Raw genomic sequence first — 19477 nt, forward strand, 5'->3', positions numbered from 1 at the left:
ATACTGCTCACGTCACTTCGGGCACGGCTCGGATCATCCCGGAAACCACGCTCGACCAGGGGCTGAGCCGATCTCACAGCGACTGCCGGGACGAGTGAGAACTTTCGCAACGTCCCGATAACGTCCGGTAAATCCGGCGCAATCCCGGCTGCGCATCATCGGACTCATGTCGGATGCAGCCGCGGGCAACCCGAGCACGACGAGAACGGCGTGCTCGTATTGCGGCGTGGGCTGCGGCATCGTCGTCGAGACCCGCGCCGACGAGCACGGTGTACCGGTCATCGCGAAGGTGCAGGGCGACAAACTGCATCCGGTCAACGCCGGGCGCCTGTGCACGAAGGGCGCCACCCACGCCGAGCTGATGCGGGCGCCGGGCCGCATGACCACCGCCCATCGCCGGCCCGAGCGCGGGCAGTCGCCGACGCCGGTCCCGGTCGACGACGCCGTCCGCGAAGCCGCCGCCCGCCTGCGGGCGATCCTGGACGAGCACGGGCCGGACGCCATCGCGCTCTACGTCTCGGGGCAGATGTCGATGGAGGCGCAGTACCTGGCGAACAAGCTGGCCAAGGGCCATCTCCGTACCCTGCACATCGAGGCCAACTCGCGGCTGTGCATGGCCGGTGCGGGTACCGGCTACAAACAGTCGCTCGGCGCGGACGGGCCGCCCGGGTCCTACGACGACATCGACCACGCCGACCTGTTCTTCGTGATCGGCGCCAATATGGCCGACTGCCATCCGATCCTGTACCTGCGCATGGCCGATCGCCGCAAGGCGGGCGCGAAGCTGATCGTGGTCGATCCCCGGCGCACCGAAACCGCCGCGCACGCCGACCTTTTCCTGCAGATCGCGCCCGGCACCGACCTGGCGCTGCTGAACGGGCTGCTGCACCTGCTGGTCGACAACGGCGACATCGACACGGATTTCATCGCCGAGCACACCGAGGGCTGGGAGTCGATGCCGGAGTTCCTGGCCGACTATCCCCCGGCCCGGGTCGCGGAGATCACGGGCCTGGCCGAGGACGACATCCGCACGGCCGCACGGTGGATCGGCGCGGCGGGCGAATGGATGTCGCTGTGGACGATGGGCCTCAACCAGTCCACGCACGGCACCTGGAACACCAACGCGCTGTGCAACCTGCACCTGGCCACCGGCGCCATCTGCCGCCCGGGCAGCGGCCCGTTCTCGCTGACCGGCCAGCCGAATGCCATGGGCGGCAGGGAAATGGGGTACATGGGCCCGGGGCTGCCCGGCCAGCGCAGCGTGCTGTCGGCGGCCGACCGGAGCTTCGTCGAGACGGCGTGGGGGCTCGCGCCGGGCACGCTGCGCGCCGAGTCCGGGCCGGGAACCATCGAGATGTTCCGCGGTCTCGCCGAGGGGCGGATCAAGGCGTGCTGGATCGTGTGCAGCAATCCCGTCGCGTCGGTGGCGAATCGCAAGACCGTCATCGCCGGGCTGGAAGCGGCGGAACTGGTGATCGCGCAGGACGTCTACACCGAGACCGCCACCAACGCCTACGCCGACATCCTGCTGCCCGCGACGCTGTGGGCGGAATCCGAAGCGACGATGGTGAATTCGGAGCGCACCGTCACGCTGCTGCGGCGCTCGATCGACCCGCCCGGCGACGCCCGCCCGGACTGGCTGCTGATCGCCCAGGTGGCGACGGCGATGGGTTTCCCGGGCTTCGAGTACGGCTCGAGCGCCGAGGTCTTCGACGAGATTCGCCGATTCGCCAATCCCGCAACGGGTTACGACCTGTCCGGGATCGACTACGACCTGTTGCGCGACGGACCGGCGCAGTGGCCGTGCCCCGACCCGGCCCGCCGCCGCAACCCGATCCGCTACCTCAACGACGGTGTCACCCAGGACTTGTACACCGACGAGTCGGGGCATCGGCCGCGGCTGGCCTTCGCCACACCGAGCCGCCGGGCGGTGTTCTGGGCGCGCCCGCACCTGCCGCCGGACGAGCTGCCCGACGACGACTTCCCGTTCGTGCTCAACACCGGCCGTCTGCCGCATCAGTGGCACACCATGACCAAGACGGGCCGGGTCGAGAAGTTGAACCGGCTCAACGGCGAACCGTTCGTCGAGATGCATCCCGGCGACGCCGAGCGGCTCGGCATCGTGGCCGGTGACCAGGTCGAGATCGCCTCGCGGCGGGGGCGGGCCGTGCTGCCGGCACGGATCAGCGACCGGGTGCGGCCGGGCGACTGCTTCGCGCCGTTCCACTGGAACGACGAGCAGGGCGAATACCTGACCATCAACGCGGTCACCAACGACGCGGTCGACGCCGAGTCGCTCCAGCCGGAGTTCAAGGCCTGCGCGGTCGCGCTGCGCAAGGTGGCCGCCATGCCGGAGCCCGCCACGGGGCAGCCCGCGCTGCCCGCCGCCAACGGCACCCATCCGCTGGCCGCGATGCTCGGCCTGGACACCGCGACGCCGCCCACGCTCACCGAGACCGAGCGCATCTATCTCGGCGGCTATCTGGCCGCGCTGCAATCGCTTCCGGTGCAGGGGCAGCCGGTGCTGCCGGAGGCGGCGCCGCTGTCGCCGCGCAGCCGCCTGTGGATCGACGGGCTGCTCGCCGGAATGTACTCGCGCGCCTCGGAGGTTCCCGACCGGGCGCCCGCGGGCCGCGCGGTGACGGTGCTCTGGGCCTCGCAGACCGGGACGGCCGAGGAACTGGCCGCGGCCGCCGCCGCCCGGCTGGCCGACTCGGGGTACCTCCCCCGACTGCTCGACATGGATTCCTGCGAGCTGACCGACCTGACCGGCGACGCGCTCGTGATCACCAGCACCTTCGGCGACGGCGGGCCACCGGACAACGGCGCGGACTTCTGGGAACGGTTGCGCGACAGCGCGATCCGGTGCCCGGGGCTGCGCTTCGCGGTCTTCGCCCTCGGCGACTCCTCCTACGACGACTTCTGCGGGCACGGCCGCAGGCTGGACCGGATACTGGGTGAGCGCGGCGGCACGCGGCTACTGCCGCGAGTGGACAGCGAACCCGATCACGAGGAGTTGTCGGCGCGCTGGCTCGACGACGTGCTGGCAGCGCTCGACGGCTCCGGACCCGGTGCGCCGGAAGCGGATTCGCAGCCCGGCCCGGCACCGCGGCGCGGGTCGACCATGGTGCTGTCGCGCCCGGCGGCCCCGCCCGCCACCCGCCGGTCCGCGCCGCTGTTCACCCGCAACGCCCCGCTGCACGCGCCACTGGTGCGCAACACCCTGCTGTCGCGACCGGGCGCCGGAAAAGAGGTGCGGCAGTTCGGTTTCGACCTGCGCGGGTTCGAGGCGACCTACGAGGTCGGCGATTCGCTCGGGGTGTGGCCCACCAACGGCGAGGAGCTGGTGGCCGAATGGCTCGCGGCGACCGGACTGGACGGACAGCGCGGCGTCGAACTCGACGCCCGGGACGTGCCGCTGGCACAGGCGCTGCGCACGCACTACGACATCACGAAGGTCAGCCGCGATCTGCTGACCTTCCTCGCCGAGCACAACCCGGATCCGCGGCTGGCCAAGCTGCTGCGCCGCGACAACCGCAACGAGCTGGAGCGTTACCTGTGGGATCGGCAGGCGGTCGACGTGCTGCGCGATTTTCCGGTCCGAGCCGATCTGATCGAATGGCTCGGGGCGCTGAAAAAGCTGCAACCGCGCCAGTATTCGATCTCCTCCAGCCCGCTGGTGAACCCGCACGAGGTGCAGCTGACCGTCGGCGTGGTGCGTTACGGCGAGCGCGGCGGGGTGTGCTCGACCTTCCTCGCCGACCGCTGCGAGGATGCCACCGTACCGGTGTTCCTGCAGCGCGCACCGCATTTCCGGCCGCCGCTGGACCCGAACGCGCCGATGATCATGGTCGGGCCCGGGACCGGGATCGCGCCGTTCCGGGGGTTCCTGCACGAACGCCGCGCGCTCGGCTGCCGGGGCCGCAACTGGCTGTTCTTCGGCGATCAGCACGCCGCGGACAACTTCTACTATCGCGACGAACTGGAGGACATGTTCCGCACCGGTTTCCTCACCCGCCTGGACCTGGCCTTCTCCCGCGATCAGCGGGAGCGGATCTACGTGCAGCACAGGATGATCGAGCACGGTGCGGAACTGTGGGCCTGGCTGCTGGACAACGGGCATCTCTACGTGTGCGGCGACGCCGGGCGGATGGCCCGCGACGTCGACGACGCACTGCTGACCATCGCGCAGGTGCACGGCAAGCTCGACGCCGACGGGGCGCTGGCCTTCAAGAAGCAGCTCGTCGCCGAGAAGCGCTACGTGCGCGACGTGTATTGAGCGCCGCGCCGGGACACCGGCCGGGGTATCGGGCCGGCCGGTGTGACCCGCGATACCGTGGCGGGGGAGGAATCGCCTGCCGGGGCGGGTGAGCACGCCGTCGCACGGCAGGAGGGTCGAGGCGGCAGGCGAGCACGCCCGTCACACGACAGCGGGTCAAGGCGACGAGTGAGCACGCCCGTCACACGACAACGGATCCAGACGGCGGGCGAGCACCCCCATCACACGACAGCGGATTCAGGTGATGGGTGAGCACGCCGTCATAGGGCGGGCGGGTTGAGGCGGGCGAAATCGGGCAGGCGGTAGTACGGGTAGTAGGGGTAGGGCGGGGTTACGGCGCTCGCCTTGTCCAAGCGGGCGATCTGGTCCGCGGTCAGCTGCCAGCCGACCGCGCCGAGGTTCTGACGCAGTTGCTCCTCGTTGCGGGCGCCGACGATGACCGTGGCGACGGTGGGGCGCGTCAGCAGCCAGTTCAGGGCGATCTGCGGGATGGTGCGGCCGGTCTCCGCGGCGATCTCGTCGAGGGCGTCGACCACGTCGTAGAGCAGATCGTCGGGCACGGGCGGGCCCGCCTCGGCGGTCTTGTGCAGCCGGCTGCCCTCCGGAAGCGGTTGCCCGCGACGGATTTTCCCGGTGAGCCGCCCCCAGCCCAGCGGACTCCACACCACCGCGCCCACGCCCTGGTCGCGGCCCAGCGGCAGCAGCTCCCACTCGTAGTCGCGGCCCACCAGCGAGTAGTACACCTGGTGGGCGACATAGCGCGGCAGACCGTAGCGGTCCGCCGCCGCCAGGGATTTCATCAACTGCCAGCCCGCGAAGTTCGACGCCCCGACATAGCGGATCTTGCCCGCCCGGACCAGGTCGTCCAGCGCGGCGAGCACCTCCTCGACCGGCGTACCGGCATCGAAGGCATGCAGCTGGAACAGATCGATGTAGTCGGTGCCCAGCCGTCGCAGCGCGGCCTCGACCGCGCCGATCAGCCGGGAGCGGCCCGAACCGGCCTCGGCCGGGCCGGGACCGGTGGGCAGGGATGCCTTGGTGGACAACAGGACTCGGTCGCGGCGGCCCGCGATCGCCGCGCCGAGCACCTCCTCCGACGCCCCGTCGGAGTAGACGTCCGCCGTGTCGAACATGGTCACACCGGCCTCGACGGCGATGTCGACGAGCCTGCGGGCCTGTCGCGCGTCGGTGTCACCCCAGGCCGCGAACAGTTCGCCGCGCCCGCCGAACGTGCCCGCGCCGAAGCTCAGCGCGGGTACCAGCAGACCCGAATTTCCCAGCCGCCGATACTCCATGACCACTCCTTAAAGGAACTTCAGTTTCATTAACGTCGTCGACAGTACACTGCTTTCAGACCTAATGGAACTGGAGAACCGTTATGACTCAGGACACCGCGAATCCGGGGTACGTCCGCCCGGGCGGTCGTACCGCCCGCGTCCGCGCGGCCGTCCTGCGCGCGGCCGGCGACCTGCTGACCGAGCGCGGCTTCGCGGGGCTGGACCTCACCGAGGTGGCCGCCCGCGCCGACGTCGGCAAGACCACCGTCTACCGGCGCTGGCGCACCCCCGTCGGCGTGGTCGCCGACCTGCTGTCGGAGATGGCGGAAACCTCACTCCCCCATGCCGATACCGGGTCGCTGCGCGGCGATCTCCTCGCCAACGCCCGCCTGGTGGCGCGGACCCTCACCGACCCGCGCCAGGGGCCGCTGTTCAAAGCCCTTGCCGCCGCGGCGACTTGCGATGTCGCCACCGCCGCCGCCCTGCACGCGTTCTACGACGCCCGCCTCACCGAATGGTCCCCGTGCGTCGAGGCAGCCGTGGCCCGCGGCGAACTGCCCGCCGGAACCGACTCTCGCGCAGTCCTTTCCGCCGTCTCCGCCCCGCTCTACTACCGCCTGCTGGCCAGCGGCGACCCCATCGACGACCATGTCGTCACGACCGCCGCCGACGCCGCGGCCCTCGCCGCCCGCGCCGGATTGTTCACCGGCACAGCCTGATCGCGCTCATCGGTCCAGGTCGATGCGTACCGTGAGGAGGTCGGTGCCGAGCATGCGGACGTTCCAGCTGTTGAATCTCGGGAGCCGACGCAGCCGCGCTCGGGCGTCGTCCGCGGGGAGCAGGTACGCCGTGCCGTGGTGCCAGCGGGACCGGTGCCGCAGGCGCACACGGGGATTCGCCTCGATATTGCGAACGTAGTCTGAGGCCAGGCCATGATTGCTGACCAGCCAGAACGAGCCGTCGACCAATCGGCCGCCGACGGGCGTGCGACGTGGCACACCGCTGCGGCGGCCGGTAGTCTCCAGCAGCGCCTGGCCGGGCAGGTGGCCGACCAGGCGGCGCATCAGCGGATTGGCGATGTGGCGGTGGTACCAGCCGACCCGGCGCCGCTTCGTCACTGTCGAATTCATGGTCACACCTCTTATGGGTACCAGCAGTCTCGACAATTCTTATGGGTACCGCTGGTTCCGTCAAGCGCTAGTCTGGGCCGATGCCGAGTTCTCCAGTCCGCGCGCACACCGGACGCCGCCGCAACAGCGCCGCGCGGCAGGCCATCCTGACCGCGGCGACCGACCTGCTGGCCCGCCCCGGCGGCACGGCGGTGACGACCGCCGAGATCGCGGCCGCGGCCGGAGTCAGCAAGCAGACGATCTATCGGTGGTGGCCGTCCAAGGGCGCGGTGCTGCTGGAGGCGATGACGGAGTGGGCGCGCAGCAGCGCTCCGGACCGCGACACGGGCACGCTGCGCACGGATCTGACGGCCTTCCTGACCGCCACCTTCACCGCGGCGGCCGTCCAGCCCGCCGCGGCCTTGCTGCGAGCCGTGCTCGCCGAGGCCCAAACCGATCCGGCGACAACGACTCTGCTCGCGGAGTTCGCGCGCGACCGCCGCGCTGTCCTGCACCGCATCCTCGACCGCGCCCGAGTTCGCGGCGAACTCGATGCCGAAGCCGACCTGGAACTACTCGTCGATCAGGCCTACGGCGTGCTGTGGTACCGCTTGGCCGTGGCGCGGACGCCACTCACCGCGGAAGTCGCCGCGCGGCTGGCGGATTCGCTCGCCGGGTAGCCGACACGTGGGCTCAGGCGGCCGACCACGCCGGGTCGCGGCCGGTGCGGCCCAGCACGCGATCCCACAGGGGCGCTTCGTCGGGGACCGGGACCGTCGGGCCGAACAGGCCGGGGACGCCCTCGGGCGGGGTGTGCTCCAGCATTTCCATCAGGACTGTCAGGTCCTTCTCGGCGGGCTGGTACGGCTGACCGGTGGCGCAGGCGAGATCCCAGCCGTGGATGACCAGTTCGTCGAGCGCGACCACGGCCATCTCGGCGGCGGGCGCGACGACCCCGCCCGCCTCGGTCTCGCCGTCCCAGGCCGCCGGTTCGCGCCAGGCCGCCACCAGCGCGTGCAGCTGGTCCGGGATGCGCGTGCGCCAATCGTCCGCCAGTGGCGCGCCGGGGCCGCCCGCCGGCGGGACCGAACGGCCGACCGCCTCCTTGGTCGCCGCCTGCCGGAACGCCTCGGTGAGACCCACCACATGCACCAGCAGTTCGCGCACGCTGGTATCGGTGCACGGCGTGTGCAGGTGCAGGTGATCGTCGGTGATACCGGCGACCACCGCCGCCAACCTCGTCGCCGCCGATTCCATATCGAACGCCGGTTCGGTCATGGTCGCTCCTTCCAGGGCATGACGCGCCGCATCTCGGGCATACGTGGATTGAGACGGGACGGGCCTTGCGAACTCATCGCGGGCGAAACGGAGTGGCGGAGAGGTTGCCAGCCGGACTCGGGCGGCGCATTCTCGATGGTGCCCGGTCACCCGGCCGGCGAATCGGCCCACTCGCGGAAAGGAGCAACCGATGACCGATCGAACCCTCGATACCGGCGCCATCGACGCAGTTCCGGAAGCCGATTTCATGGAGCAGACCGTCCCGGCGTACCCGGAGGACGACGACACCGACACCGAGGTCCCCGTCGGCGCCACCGAGCGTGAGGCCACCGAGGCCGACCTGCTCGAACAGTCCATCCCGGTACCCCTCGACGACGATTACGAGGACGAGGGCGACGCCGAGAGCGAGTACTGAGCCCTATCCGATGCCGGCGCGCACGGTGGCGTGCAGCTCGCGCAGGCTGGAACGCTCCGTCGCGACCTCCAGCACCCGGATGCCGTGCGCGTTCCCGGCGAGTTCGACAGCCAGTTCGCCCGGATCGACCTGCCGATGCGGGACGCGGTAGGCCGCACACAGCGCGGCCAGATCCATGCCGTGCGGGGTGCCGAAGACGCGTTCGAACACGCCCGCGTACTGCGGGTCGCCCTGTTCCAGGGTTTCGAAGATGCCGCCGCCGTCGTCGTTGGCGACCACGATGGTCAGGTCGGCCGGGCGCGGCTCGCCGGGACCGAGCAGCAGGCCGGACGCGTCGTGCAGGAAGGTGAGGTCGCCGATCAGCGCGACCGTCCGGCCCGGATGACTCAGCGCGGCGCCGACGGCGGTCGAGACCGTGCCGTCGATACCGGCCACGCCGCGATTGGACAGCACCTTGATGCCCGGCCGCGGATACGACACCAGCGCGGCGTCGCGCACGGGGTTGGAGGCGCCGAGCAGCAGCTGGTCGCCCTCGTGCAGCGCGTCCATCACCACGGCCGCCACGTGTAGCCCGGTCGGCTTGGGATGCCGGGCGAGTTCGTCCCGAACCACCCGGCAGGCCTTCGCGTTCAGCTCGGCGCAGTGTTCGAGCCACTCGCGCCGCGGCGCGCCGGCGGTGATCGCGCGGGTGCCGGTGCCGACCACGTTGCCGGACACATCGGGCCAGCGCGGCCCGGTGGTGAGCGCGTAGACGGTGACGTCGGGGTCGGCGAGCACCTTCGACACCTGGCGGTGCAGGGTGGGGCGGCCGGTGATGATCGCCTGCCGCGGGCGCAGCAGCGACAGCGCCAGCGGATGCAGCGCCGGGCCGTGCATCGGAGCGGTCGGTTCGGCCACCGTGGGCAGTTCGGCCAGCTCCGGGCGGTGTCCCGCGCCGTGGCCCGAGATGACCACCGTGTCGGGGGTCAAATCGATGTCCAGGGGCACGTCCAGGGTCGCGTACTGCGTTGCGGTCCAAGGCTTTCCGCCCGCCCGACCGGGCGGGAACGATTCACCCCGCAACGCGTCGGGGACCAGCGGCTCCCGCAGCGGGATGTCGAACTGCACCGGCCCGGCATTGCCGGAGCGGGTGCCCCGCGCCGCCGCCAGCACCCGGCACACCGCCGCGCGCCACACGCTGTTCTGCCGCCGGTAGCCCTCCTCGGCCTCGGCCAGTCCGAGGCTCATGGCCGCGCGCACCTGGCTGCCGAACAGCCCGAACTGTTCGACAGTCTGATTGGCCCCGCTGCCCAGCATCTCGTAGGGCCGGTTGGCGCTCAGCACGATCAGGGGCTGGCGCGCGTAATTGGCTTCCAGCACGGCCGGGCCCAGGTTGGCCACGGCGGTTCCGGAGGTCATCACGACCGGAACGGGGCGGCCACTGGACACGGCCAGGCCGATCGCGAGGAATCCGGCGGTGCGCTCGTCGATGCGCATGTGCAGCCGTAGTCGCCCCTCGGCGTCGGCGGCCTGCAAGGCGAAGGCCAGCGGCGCATTTCGCGAGCCGGGACACAACACGACATCCTGCACGCCCCCGCGTGCCAGCTCGTCGACGACGACCTGGGCCTGTGCTGTCGAAGGGTTCACAGGCCCAGCCTCCCAGACAGTGGCGGCCGGTGGGGAGTCGGCCCGCTCACACCTGTCGCTAGAAGTTAGGGTTTGCTAACCTAACCGACATGGCGAAGCGCACCAAGTACCTCAAGCCCGAGGAGCGGCGGATCCTCACCACCGAGGTTCTCGCGAGCAAGCGGATCAGCCCGAGTTTCGTGCGGGTCACGCTGGGCGGCGGCGGGCTGGACGAGTTCGTCCCGATGGGCTTCGACCAGTGGTTCCGGTTGTTCCTGCCGGGCCGCAACGGATTGCGGCTACCGACCGCGGCCAGCAACCTCTGGTACGCGCAGTACTTGATGATGAGCAAGGACCAGCGTCCGGTGGTGCGCAATTACACGGTGCGCGAATATTTTCCGACCGGGCAGGGCCGCTTCGGCGACACCGCCGAACTGGACATCGATTTCGCCATGCACGGCGAGCACACCCCCGCGTGCGCCTGGGCGAGCGGCGCGGCCGTCGGCAGCGAGGTGGGCCTGCTGGACGAGGGCATCATGTACCAAGCGCCACAGCACACTTCGTGGGCGCTGCTGGTCGGCGACGAGAGCGCCCTGCCCGCCGTCGCGGGCGTGCTCCGGTCCGCTCCCCGCGACCTGCGCGGCGCGGCCTTCCTCGAGATCCCCCACCCCGACGACGCCCAGGATCTCGGCGAACCCGAAGGCGTCCAGGTGCATTGGCTCCCCCGCCCCGACCCCACCACCCAGATCGGCGGCCCCGCCCTGGCGGCGGTACGCGCCGCGGAACTCCCCGACCAGGGCGTCTACGCCTTCATAGCAGGCGAGCAGAAACTAGCCTCCGGCCTACGCCGACACCTGGCCTCCGAACGCGGAATCCCCAAGCCCGACATCACCTTCACCGGATACTGGCGGATAGGCAAGTCAGCCGGGGAAATGTAGAACAGGCCGCACACCCCCGCTTTACGGCCACCCGCCACGGTTTTCTGGCCGCCCCGCGCGATTTCCGGCCCCCACAAGGCTTGTGGCGGCCCGCACGTTTTGCGGCCACCCCGCATGTTTGCGGCCTCCTGGCACGGATTGCGGCCGCCCGCACGGGTTTACGGCCACTCGGCACGGTTTGCGGCCGCCCCCACACAGATTGCGGCCACCCGGCACGGTTAGCGGCCGCCGCACACAGTTTGCGGCCACCCGGCACGGTTAGCGGCCGCCGCACACAGTTTGCGGCCACCCGGCACGGATTGCGGCCGCCCCACACGGTTACGTCCACCCGGCACGGTTTGTGGCCGCCCCGCACAGTTTGCGGCCGCCCCACACAGTTTGCGGCCGCCCCGCACGGTTTGCGGCCGCCCCGCACGGTTTGTGGCCGCCCCGCACGGTTTGCGGCCGCCCCGCACGGTTTGTGGCCGCCCCGCCGTTCGGTGCCCGGTGCGCATGCGACGAAGTTGCGAGCACCGGGTGCCGAACGGCGGGGTCACGAGGCCACGAACCCGCCACGCCGAAGGCGGGGCCGATCACACAGCCCCGCCACGCCGAAGGCGGGCCGATTACCCAGCGTGGCGCTGGATCAGGTCGCCCACTCGCGGGAGGGCCTCGGTCACATGCTTTTTCGCCGAGGAGCGCACCGCGGAGTACGCCTTCTTCAGGGCCGGGCGCGAGGAGCTCTCGGCCCGCGCGTCGGTCACCGCGAGCAGCGCCTCGGCAACCTCGTCCTGCTTGGCCACCAGCAGGTCGGCGAACGAGCCGTTACCCGAGGCCTGGTACTCCGCCCAGTACGGCTCGAGCCGCTCCACGAACTTCGGCACGAACGACTCCAGCCCGTCCGTGACGATGGTCGGACTGACCTTCTTCGCCGCCGCGTACGCACCCTTCACAGCCAGGCCGGACGCGCCCCCCTTGTCCGACACCTCCGCTTCCAGCACCTGCTGGGCATCGGCGATGAAGGCCGGTCGCTTGGCGTCGTCGAGCAGGGATTCAGACAGTGCTGCAACCACTTTCAGGTTCCTCCGGATAGTTTTTCGATGAGCGAGCGCACGCAACTATACGCACCGGACGAACGTGACACACGCGGTCGGACCCGTCACGGCTGCCAGGGCAGCAACTGCACCATGAGCCCTTCACAATCGGCCAGCAATGTTTCAGATTCGTCGGTCAGCCGCGCGGTGACGAAGGTCTTACGGCCTTCGATGCGATCGACGGTGCCTTCCACCAGCAACGGCGTCTCCAGAGGAGTGACTTTCCGGTAGTTCACATGCAGGTAGGCGGTGCGGCTGATCGGCCGCCCCGCGTAGTGCACGAGCGAGCCGAACAGGTCGTCGAAAAGCAGCGGCAACACGCCGCCGTGTACCGCGCTGTTGCCGCCGAGGTGGTATCGCCGGAACCGCCCGCGCATCCGCACACCGCCGGGCCCCGCCTCGACCACCTGCCACGGCGGCATGAGCAGACTGCCGCGCCCCGGCAGCGCGGTGACCCGCCCCGCCGGACTCTGCAATTCGGGCGCGCGGTACGGCTCGAGCAGATCGATCAGCTGCCGTGCCTGCGCCAGCGCCTGCCCGTACACCTCCTCGGTGCAGTCCGCCGAGACGGCCAGATCCTGCAACGTGCGCATGGCCTCGACGAACTCCCCGAAGTTGGGCCCCGGGTCGGCCTCGACCACCTTGGGAAATCCGCCGTGATGCTCGTAGCGATCGGCCTCGATCGCGCTCCGGTCGATGACCGGCTCCACTCGCTCGCTCATCACTGCACCGTAACCGGCATTCTTACGCCGTCCAACCCAACCCGTGGGTAATTTCGCCCCACGCAACGACAACGGTTTTCGGCGGAGCGAAGCGGAGGCAAGATGACACCGTGACTTTCAACCCGAAGCTGTGGGAACCCGTATCCGGGTTCGAGGACCTGACCGACATCACCTATCACCGGCACATCGAGCAGGGGACGGTGCGGGTGGCATTCGATCGGCCGGAGGTGCGCAACGCCTTTCGCCCGCACACCGTGGACGAGCTGTACCGCGCGCTCGATCACGCCCGAATGACCTCCGATGTCGGCGCGGTCCTGCTGACCGGCAACGGCCCGAGCCCCAAGGACGGCGGGTGGGCGTTCTGCTCCGGCGGCGATCAGCGCATCCGCGGCCGCAGCGGCTACCAGTACGCCTCCGGGGAAACGGCCGACACGGTGGACAAGGCCCGGGCGGGACGGCTGCACATTCTCGAGGTGCAACGGCTGATCCGGTTCATGCCGAAGGTGGTCATCGCCCTGGTGAACGGCTGGGCCGCCGGTGGCGGACACAGCCTGCACGTGGTGTGCGACCTCACCCTGGCCAGCCGCGAGCACGCCCGCTTCAAGCAGACCGACGCCGACGTGGGCAGTTTCGACGCCGGTTACGGCAGCGCGTATCTGGCGAAGATGGTGGGCCAGAAGTTCGCCCGCGAGATCTTCTTCCTGGGCCGTCCCTACACCGCCGAGCAGATGCACCACATGGGCGCGGTGAACGCCGTGGTCGACCACGATCGCCTCGAGGACGAGGCCCTGGAATGGACCGCCGACATCCTCGGCAAGTCCCCCCAGGCCCAGCGCATGCTCAAGTACGCGTTCAACCTCACCGACGACGGCCTCGTCGGCCAGCAACTCTTCGCGGGCGAGGCGACCCGCCTGGGCTACATGACCGACGAAGCCGTCGAGGGCCGCGACGCCTTCCTCGAGAAGCGCAAGCCGGACTGGTCGCCCTATCCCTGGTACTTCTGAGGCGAAGTGCCCGGTTCGGGAAGATCACAAGACCTACGCTCGGTGCTGTGGACATTCTCGGCAGCCGGGTGATTCTGCGACCGGCGGACTACGAGCGAACACTGGCGTTCTATCGGGACGAGCTGGGACTGGCGATCGCGCGGGAGTATCCGGGCGGCACCGTGTTCTACGCGGGGCAGTCGCTGATCGAGGTGGCCGCGCACGGCCGCCGCGATGACGCTCCCAGCGGCTTCGCGGGCGCCCTGTGGTTGCAGGTGCGCGATGCGGCCGCGGCGGCGGCGACGCTCGCCGAGCACGGAGTCGCCATCGATCGCGATCCCGTGCGGGAGCCGTGGGGACTGATCGAGATGTGGATCCGCGATCCGGACGACGTGCCGATCGTGGTGGTGGAGGTGCCGCCGGAACATCCGCTGCGCCGCGACTCCCGGCCGCCGCGGCAATGACCGCCGCCGACCGGCGCGTACCCGCCGTAGCATCCGGCGCGGTCCGGTTTGCCGCGACCTGGCCATCGCGTTAACGGATCGATAACGCACACTGGAGCGGTGACCGCCGAACTATTGGTTCTGCTCATCGTCGTCGTCACTGCACTGGTCTTCGACTTCACCAACGGATTTCACGACACCGCCAACGCGATGGCCACCTCCATCGCCACCGGTGCGCTGGGCCCGCGGACCGCGGTTCTGCTGTCGGGCGCGCTGAATCTGATCGGTGCGTTCCTCAGTGTGGAGGTGGCGGCCACGGTCGCCGAGGGCATCGTCCGGCTCAACGAGGTCGGTGGTCCCGATCTGCTGGAGATCGTGTTCGCGGGCCTGGTCGGCGGGATCCTGTGGAACCTGCTGACCTGGCTGTTCGGTTTGCCGTCGAGTTCCTCGCACGCGCTGTTCGGCGGCCTGATCGGCGCGACCATCGCGGCGCTCGGCTGGAACGGCGTCATCTGGACGGCGGGAGAACAGGGCGTGCTCGGCAAGATCGTGCTGCCCGCGGTGCTGGCGCCGGTGGTGGCGGCGCTGGTCGCCGCGATCGGCACCGTGCTGGTCTACCGGATCACCCGCGGCAGCGACGAGCGGTCGGTGACGCGCGGATTCCGCTGGGGCCAGATCGGTTCGGCCTCACTGGTCTCGCTCGCGCACGGCACCAACGACGCGCAGAAGACGATGGGCATCATCTTCCTGGCGCTGATCGCCTACGGTTCGCGCTCGCCGTCGGACTCGCTGCCGCTGTGGGTCATCGTGGCCTGCGCGGTCGCGATCGCCGCGGGGACCTCGCTGGGCGGCTGGCGCATCATCCGCACCCTGGGCAAGGGCCTGGTCGACATCACCTCGCCGCAGGGCCTGGCCGCCGAATCCACCAGCGCGGCGATCATTCTCACCTCGGCGCACTTCGGCCTGCCGCTGTCGACGACACAGACCGTCACCGGCGCGATTCTCGGTACCGGTCTGGGGCGGCCGGGCGCGGAGGTGCGCTGGCCGGTGCTCGGCCGCATGGTCGTGGCCTGGGTACTGACGCTGCCGCTGGCCGGGGTGGCGGGCGCGATCTGCTGGGCGCTGGCGCACGGTGTCGGCGGACTCGCCGGGGTGCTGGTGGTGTTCGCGGTGCTGATCACGCTGGCAGCGTTCATGTGGCTGCGGGCGCGCCGCGCGCCGGTACACGCGGCCAATGTCAACGACGAGTGGCAGGCCCCGCCCGCGCAACCCGCCGGGCCGTCCGCTCCGGACGGTCGTGACCCGGAATCGAACGACGACTCACCGGCACACCACCGATCGGCGGGACGGGCCTGATGGACACGGTCGTACTGATCTCGAAGGAACTCTGGCGGGTCACGCTAGCGGCCCTCGTCTTCGGCGCCGGGCTGCCCGCGTTCTTCGCCCTGGGCGTCCGATTCCAGTCGCGCGCCGACGGCACGGTGACGCTCTCCCCTGCCCGCCGCCGGGCCGCGCTGGCGGCGGCCGCGGTGTGCTTCGCGGTGGTGCTGGCGGCGGTGGTGACGGGAGTCCTCTACGTCGCCAAGGCTTTTCTCGCCGCACGTCTCGGCATCCACCTGTTCGGGCAGGGATGACCGCGGAAAGGACCCGTCGTGACCAGTGATCCACAATCCACCCCGCCGCGCGGCCCCGAGGACTCGGAGGCCGAGAAGTCGCTGCTGCGCAAGGTGCTCGGCTGGCTGAAAGCCGGGTATCCGCAAGGTATTCCACAGTCGGACTACGTGGCGCTGCTCGCGGTGCTGCACCGCCGCCTCACCGACTACGAGGTGCACATGATCGTCGAGCAGTTGGTCGGCGAGCGCGCCGGCGACGACGAGATCGCCCGGCACGAAATCGAGGCGGCGATCGCCCGAGTTGCCAAGGAGCAGCCGGGCGAGGACGATATCGCTAGAGTGGCCTCCCGGCTGGCAGCCGGTGGATGGCCACTGGCGACACCGACGTCGGACTGATCTCCTCCCTACCCGAGTGAAGGAAGCGCGGACCCGTTGCCGGGTCGTCGGCCCTGACATGACACGATCGCGAACGTGAGCACCCTGCGGACCCTCCCCATGCCCACCGGAGCCGCGGTGGGTGACGTTCTGCCGCATCTGCGGGAAGCCCTGGCGGGTAACGGTGCGGCTTGGTTGCCGGTGCCGACCGGGGACCGGCGGGAATCGCACCGGCTGTCGAACGCGCTGCGCCCCGGCGAGCCGATCGACGACGATGTGGCGCTGGTGGTGACCACCTCCGGGACCACGGGCGTGCCGAAGGGCGCGATGCTCACCGCCGCGGCCCTGCGCGCCAGCGGCGACGCCACCCACGAACGGCTCGGCGGCCCCGGCCAATGGCTGCTGGCCTTGCCGACCCATCACATCGCGGGCCTGCAGGTGTTGCTGCGCAGTATCCAGGCCGGTACCGAGCCGGTGGCCCTGGACGTCTCGGACGGTTTCCTGCCGGGCGGGCTGGCCAGCGCGGTCGCGGGCATGACGGGCCCGCGCAAATACACCTCGCTGGTGCCGACGCAGTTGATCAAGGCCCTCGACGATCCGGCCGGGCTGGAGGCGCTCGTCTCGCTGGACGCGGTGCTGATCGGCGGTGCGCCCACCCCGCGGCCGGTGCTGGAGCGGGCCCGCGCGGCGGGCGTCAACGTGGTCCGCACCTACGGCATGAGTGAGACCTGCGGCGGCTGTGTGTACGAGGGCGTCCCGCTGACGGGCACGAAGGTTCGCATCGAGGACGGCCGGGTGCTGCTCGGCGGCGCCATGCTCGCCAAGGGCTACCGCGGCCTGCCCGATCATCCGGCCTTCGCCGAACCCGGCTGGTTCCGCACCGAGGACGCCGGGGTCTACGACAACGGCGTGCTGACTATTCAGGGCCGCCTGGACGAGGCCATCATGACCGGCGGGCTGCTGGTCATCCCGCAGGTCGTGGAGGCCGTGCTGGCCACCCATCCCGCGGTGAGCGAGGCCGTGGTGCTGGGCCTGCCCGACGAACGGCTGGGCCAGCGCGTCGCGGCCGCGGTGGTGCCGGTCGCCGGATCCGTCCCCACCCTCGACGAACTGCGCGAGCACGTCCTCGCGGAACTGGACACGATCGCCGCGCCCCGCGAACTGGCGCTGCTGGAAGACATTCCGATGCGCGGCCCCGGCAAACCGGACCGCAACAAGCTCCGCGAATACCTGCTCGCCGACTCCCCACACTGAGCAGGCGGGGCGCACGACGGCACACACCGCGGGTGGTGGCGTCGATCCGCCGCACCACGGACGAGTACGCGCCCACGCCGAGACCTCTCGCCGATACGGCGGATACAGCCGTCGTGAGCTGCGAAAACAGCTGTTCGAACGAGTCTTGCGCGGGCACGCAACAGCGGTGCAAGGGGCATGCAAGTCCCGGGCCCCAGAGTGTGTGTCATGACTTCATACGCACCTGCTGATGCTCTCGCTATCGAGGCGGAGGGGCTGGTCAAGGTCTTCGGGGAGCAGCGAGCCGTCGACGGCGTGAGCCTGGCGGTACCGCAGGGCGCCGTGTACGGCGTGCTGGGCCCCAACGGAGCCGGCAAGACCACCACCATCCGCATGCTCGCCACGCTGCTGCGCCCGGACGGGGGCAGTGCGCGGATCTTCGGCCACGACGTGGTGGCCGAGCCGACCGCAGTCCGCTCGCTGATCGGCGTCACCGGGCAGTACGCCTCGGTGGACGAAAAGCTCAGCGCCACCGAGAATCTGATGATCTTCTCCCGCCTGCTCGGCCTGAGCCGCGCGCAGGCCCGGCGCAAGTCGGCCGAACTACTCGAGGAATTCGGGCTTACCGAGGCCGCGAACAAGGCCCTGGAGAACTTCTCCGGCGGCATGCGGCGCCGGCTCGATCTGGCCGCCAGCCTGATCTCGACTCCGCCGCTGCTGTTCCTGGACGAGCCGACCACCGGCCTGGATCCGCGCACCCGCGCGCAGATGTGGGAGACCATCCGGCGGCTGGTCCGCGAGGGCGCGACCGTGCTGCTGACCACGCAGTATCTCGACGAGGCCGATCAGCTGGCCGACCGCATCGCGGTGATCGACCGCGGCAAGGTCATCGCCGACGGCACCTCCGACGAGCTGAAGGCGTCGGTGGGCACGTCCGCCCTGCAGATCACCCTGGCCGAGCCGGAGCTGATCGAACCGGCCCGCACGCTCATCGGCGAATTTCTCTCGCACGCGGCCGGACGGCTGGTCGAGGCCAGCGTCACCCCAGAGGCGCGGCGCATCACCGCCCCGCTGACCGACCCCGGCATCACCGCCGACCTGCTGATCCGCTTGCGCGACAACGGAATCCGGGTCGACGAGATCACCGTCAGCAAGCCGAGCCTGGACGAGGTGTTCTTCGCGATCACCGGGCACGGCGCCGACGACACCGACACCGACAACACCGAAAGGAGCGCGGCATGACCACATTCACCACGCAGGGCCCCGATCATGCCGTGAAGGAGACAGCATGACCACCACATTGACCGCACCCACCACGGGCGGGCGCCACGCGGCTCGTGCCGCGATTCCCGAAGTAAGCAACCACATTCCGTTCCGGCAGGCCCTGTCGCACTCGCTCACCATGGCCTACCGCGGCATCCTGAAGATCAAGCACAATCCCGAGCAGCTGTTCGATGTCACGATCCAGCCGATCCTGTTCACGGCACTGTTCGCCTACATCTTCGGCGGCGCGATCGGCGGCAGCGTGAGTGCCTATCTGCCCGTGCTGATTCCGGGCATTCTGGTGCAGACCGTCGTGCTGACCTCGGTCGTCACCGGTACGCAGCTGCGCGAGGATATGGACAAGGGCGTGTTCGACCGGTTCAAATCCCTTCCCATCGCCCGGGTTTCGGCACTGGCGGGCGCGCTGATCGCCGATATGGTGCGCTACGGCATCGCCACGGTGCTCACCATCGTGGTGGGCCTGATCCTGGGCTACCGGCCCGCGGGTGGCGTCGCCGGTGTGGTGGTCGCGGGCCTGATCGTCGTGGTCTGCTCGTTCGCCGTCAGCTGGATCTGGGCGCTGGTCGGCGTCACCGGTAAGAGCGCGGCGTCGGTGCAGGGCATCTCGATGATGATCATGTTCCCGCTGACGTTCATGTCCGGCGCTTTCGCCCTGGTCAGCACCATGCCGGGCTGGATGCAGGGACTGAACAAGGCGAACCCGATCTACTACATGGTCAACGCCTGCCGGGAACTGATGAACGGCAACGTCTACTCGAGCAACATCGTCTGGTGCCTGGTCGGTTCGGCGATCGTGATCGCGATCTTCGCCCCGCTCGCCATCCGCGCCTACATGCGCCGGGCGTGAGCC

Annotated in this window: 19 protein-coding genes; 13 read left to right on the forward strand and 6 right to left on the reverse strand. The window is 70.1% G+C overall.

Annotation, left to right across the window (positions count from 1 at the left end; all coding sequences use genetic code 11):
* Positions 1 to 166: 166 nt before the first annotated feature.
* Positions 167 to 4279, forward strand: coding sequence for a bifunctional nitrate reductase/sulfite reductase flavoprotein subunit alpha (locus NWFMUON74_RS32085; RefSeq protein WP_187685445.1), 4113 nt, complete (start codon positions 167 to 169; stop codon positions 4277 to 4279).
* Between the two features lie 260 nt (positions 4280 to 4539).
* Here the strand turns inward: NWFMUON74_RS32085 and NWFMUON74_RS32090 are convergent, their stop codons facing one another.
* On the reverse strand, positions 4540 to 5574 hold the full coding sequence (locus NWFMUON74_RS32090; protein ID WP_187685446.1) for an aldo/keto reductase: 1035 nt from the start codon (positions 5572 to 5574) through the stop codon (positions 4540 to 4542).
* An 83-nt stretch (positions 5575 to 5657) separates the two neighbouring features.
* Between NWFMUON74_RS32090 and NWFMUON74_RS32095 the strand changes: the two genes are divergently transcribed.
* Positions 5658 to 6275 carry a TetR/AcrR family transcriptional regulator gene (locus tag NWFMUON74_RS32095; protein ID WP_187685447.1) on the forward strand — a complete coding sequence of 206 codons (618 nt, stop codon included), beginning with the start codon at positions 5658 to 5660 and terminating at the stop codon, positions 6273 to 6275.
* A 6-nt stretch (positions 6276 to 6281) separates the two neighbouring features.
* On the opposite strand, the gene NWFMUON74_RS32100 is transcribed toward NWFMUON74_RS32095, so the two are convergent.
* A complete protein-coding gene (locus NWFMUON74_RS32100) occupies positions 6282 to 6686 on the reverse strand; it encodes a nitroreductase/quinone reductase family protein (RefSeq protein WP_187685448.1) in 405 nt (134 codons plus the stop codon).
* An 80-nt stretch (positions 6687 to 6766) separates the two neighbouring features.
* Between NWFMUON74_RS32100 and NWFMUON74_RS32105 the strand changes: the two genes are divergently transcribed.
* On the forward strand, positions 6767 to 7345 hold the full coding sequence (locus NWFMUON74_RS32105) for a TetR/AcrR family transcriptional regulator (RefSeq protein ID WP_187685449.1): 579 nt from the start codon (positions 6767 to 6769) through the stop codon (positions 7343 to 7345).
* A 13-nt stretch (positions 7346 to 7358) separates the two neighbouring features.
* On the opposite strand, the gene NWFMUON74_RS32110 is transcribed toward NWFMUON74_RS32105, so the two are convergent.
* Complete coding sequence (locus NWFMUON74_RS32110) at positions 7359 to 7943, reverse strand: TIGR03086 family metal-binding protein (protein ID WP_187685450.1); 585 nt, start codon at positions 7941 to 7943, stop codon at positions 7359 to 7361.
* A gap of 190 nt (positions 7944 to 8133) precedes the next feature.
* On the opposite strand from NWFMUON74_RS32110, the gene NWFMUON74_RS32115 reads away from it, so the two are divergent.
* A complete protein-coding gene (locus NWFMUON74_RS32115; protein ID WP_187685451.1) occupies positions 8134 to 8358 on the forward strand; it encodes a hypothetical protein in 225 nt (74 codons plus the stop codon).
* Between the two features lie 3 nt (positions 8359 to 8361).
* On the opposite strand, the gene menD is transcribed toward NWFMUON74_RS32115, so the two are convergent.
* Positions 8362 to 9984, reverse strand: coding sequence for a 2-succinyl-5-enolpyruvyl-6-hydroxy-3-cyclohexene-1-carboxylic-acid synthase (menD, locus tag NWFMUON74_RS32120; protein ID WP_187685452.1), 1623 nt, complete (start codon positions 9982 to 9984; stop codon positions 8362 to 8364).
* An 89-nt stretch (positions 9985 to 10073) separates the two neighbouring features.
* Here menD and NWFMUON74_RS32125 point away from each other — a divergent pair, with 89 nt between their 5' ends.
* Complete coding sequence (locus NWFMUON74_RS32125; RefSeq protein ID WP_187685453.1) at positions 10074 to 10901, forward strand: siderophore-interacting protein; 828 nt, start codon at positions 10074 to 10076, stop codon at positions 10899 to 10901.
* Between the two features lie 605 nt (positions 10902 to 11506).
* Here the strand turns inward: NWFMUON74_RS32125 and NWFMUON74_RS32130 are convergent.
* Complete coding sequence (locus NWFMUON74_RS32130) at positions 11507 to 11953, reverse strand: DUF6918 family protein (RefSeq protein WP_187685454.1); 447 nt, start codon at positions 11951 to 11953, stop codon at positions 11507 to 11509.
* 86 nt (positions 11954 to 12039) lie between these two features.
* Positions 12040 to 12696 (reverse strand): PaaI family thioesterase, encoded by a 657-nt coding sequence (locus tag NWFMUON74_RS32135; RefSeq protein ID WP_187685455.1) that lies wholly within the window; start codon positions 12694 to 12696, stop codon positions 12040 to 12042.
* Positions 12697 to 12806: 110 nt separating this feature from the next.
* Between NWFMUON74_RS32135 and NWFMUON74_RS32140 the strand changes: the two genes are divergently transcribed.
* The 8 genes from NWFMUON74_RS32140 (at position 12807) to NWFMUON74_RS32175 (ending at position 19474) form a co-directional block, all read left to right on the forward strand.
* Positions 12807 to 13700 carry a 1,4-dihydroxy-2-naphthoyl-CoA synthase gene (locus NWFMUON74_RS32140; RefSeq protein WP_187685456.1) on the forward strand — a complete coding sequence of 298 codons (894 nt, stop codon included), beginning with the start codon at positions 12807 to 12809 and terminating at the stop codon, positions 13698 to 13700.
* 47 nt (positions 13701 to 13747) lie between these two features.
* Positions 13748 to 14143, forward strand: coding sequence for a VOC family protein (locus tag NWFMUON74_RS32145; RefSeq protein ID WP_187685457.1), 396 nt, complete (start codon positions 13748 to 13750; stop codon positions 14141 to 14143).
* 99 nt (positions 14144 to 14242) lie between these two features.
* On the forward strand, positions 14243 to 15478 hold the full coding sequence (locus tag NWFMUON74_RS32150) for an inorganic phosphate transporter (protein ID WP_187685458.1): 1236 nt from the start codon (positions 14243 to 14245) through the stop codon (positions 15476 to 15478).
* Complete coding sequence (locus tag NWFMUON74_RS32155; RefSeq protein ID WP_187685459.1) at positions 15478 to 15756, forward strand: hypothetical protein; 279 nt, start codon at positions 15478 to 15480, stop codon at positions 15754 to 15756. The genes NWFMUON74_RS32150 and NWFMUON74_RS32155 overlap by 1 nt, the downstream gene beginning before the upstream one ends.
* A gap of 81 nt (positions 15757 to 15837) precedes the next feature.
* Entirely contained in the window at positions 15838 to 16131 is a 294-nt protein-coding gene (locus NWFMUON74_RS32160; RefSeq protein WP_425300432.1) for a DUF3349 domain-containing protein, read from the forward strand.
* 75 nt (positions 16132 to 16206) lie between these two features.
* Positions 16207 to 17364, forward strand: a complete 1158-nt coding sequence (gene menE, locus NWFMUON74_RS32165; protein ID WP_187685461.1) for an o-succinylbenzoate--CoA ligase — start codon at positions 16207 to 16209, stop codon at positions 17362 to 17364.
* 207 nt (positions 17365 to 17571) lie between these two features.
* The gene (locus NWFMUON74_RS32170) at positions 17572 to 18585 is read left to right on the forward strand and encodes an ATP-binding cassette domain-containing protein (protein WP_187685462.1); all 1014 of its coding nucleotides are present in this window, start codon (positions 17572 to 17574) and stop codon (positions 18583 to 18585) included.
* Between the two features lie 46 nt (positions 18586 to 18631).
* On the forward strand, positions 18632 to 19474 hold the full coding sequence (locus NWFMUON74_RS32175) for an ABC transporter permease (protein WP_187685463.1): 843 nt from the start codon (positions 18632 to 18634) through the stop codon (positions 19472 to 19474).
* The last annotated feature ends 3 nt before the right edge of the window (positions 19475 to 19477 follow it).

Origin of the sequence: Nocardia wallacei (assembly GCF_014466955.1) — a bacterium.
Classification (GTDB): domain Bacteria; phylum Actinomycetota; class Actinomycetes; order Mycobacteriales; family Mycobacteriaceae; genus Nocardia; species Nocardia wallacei.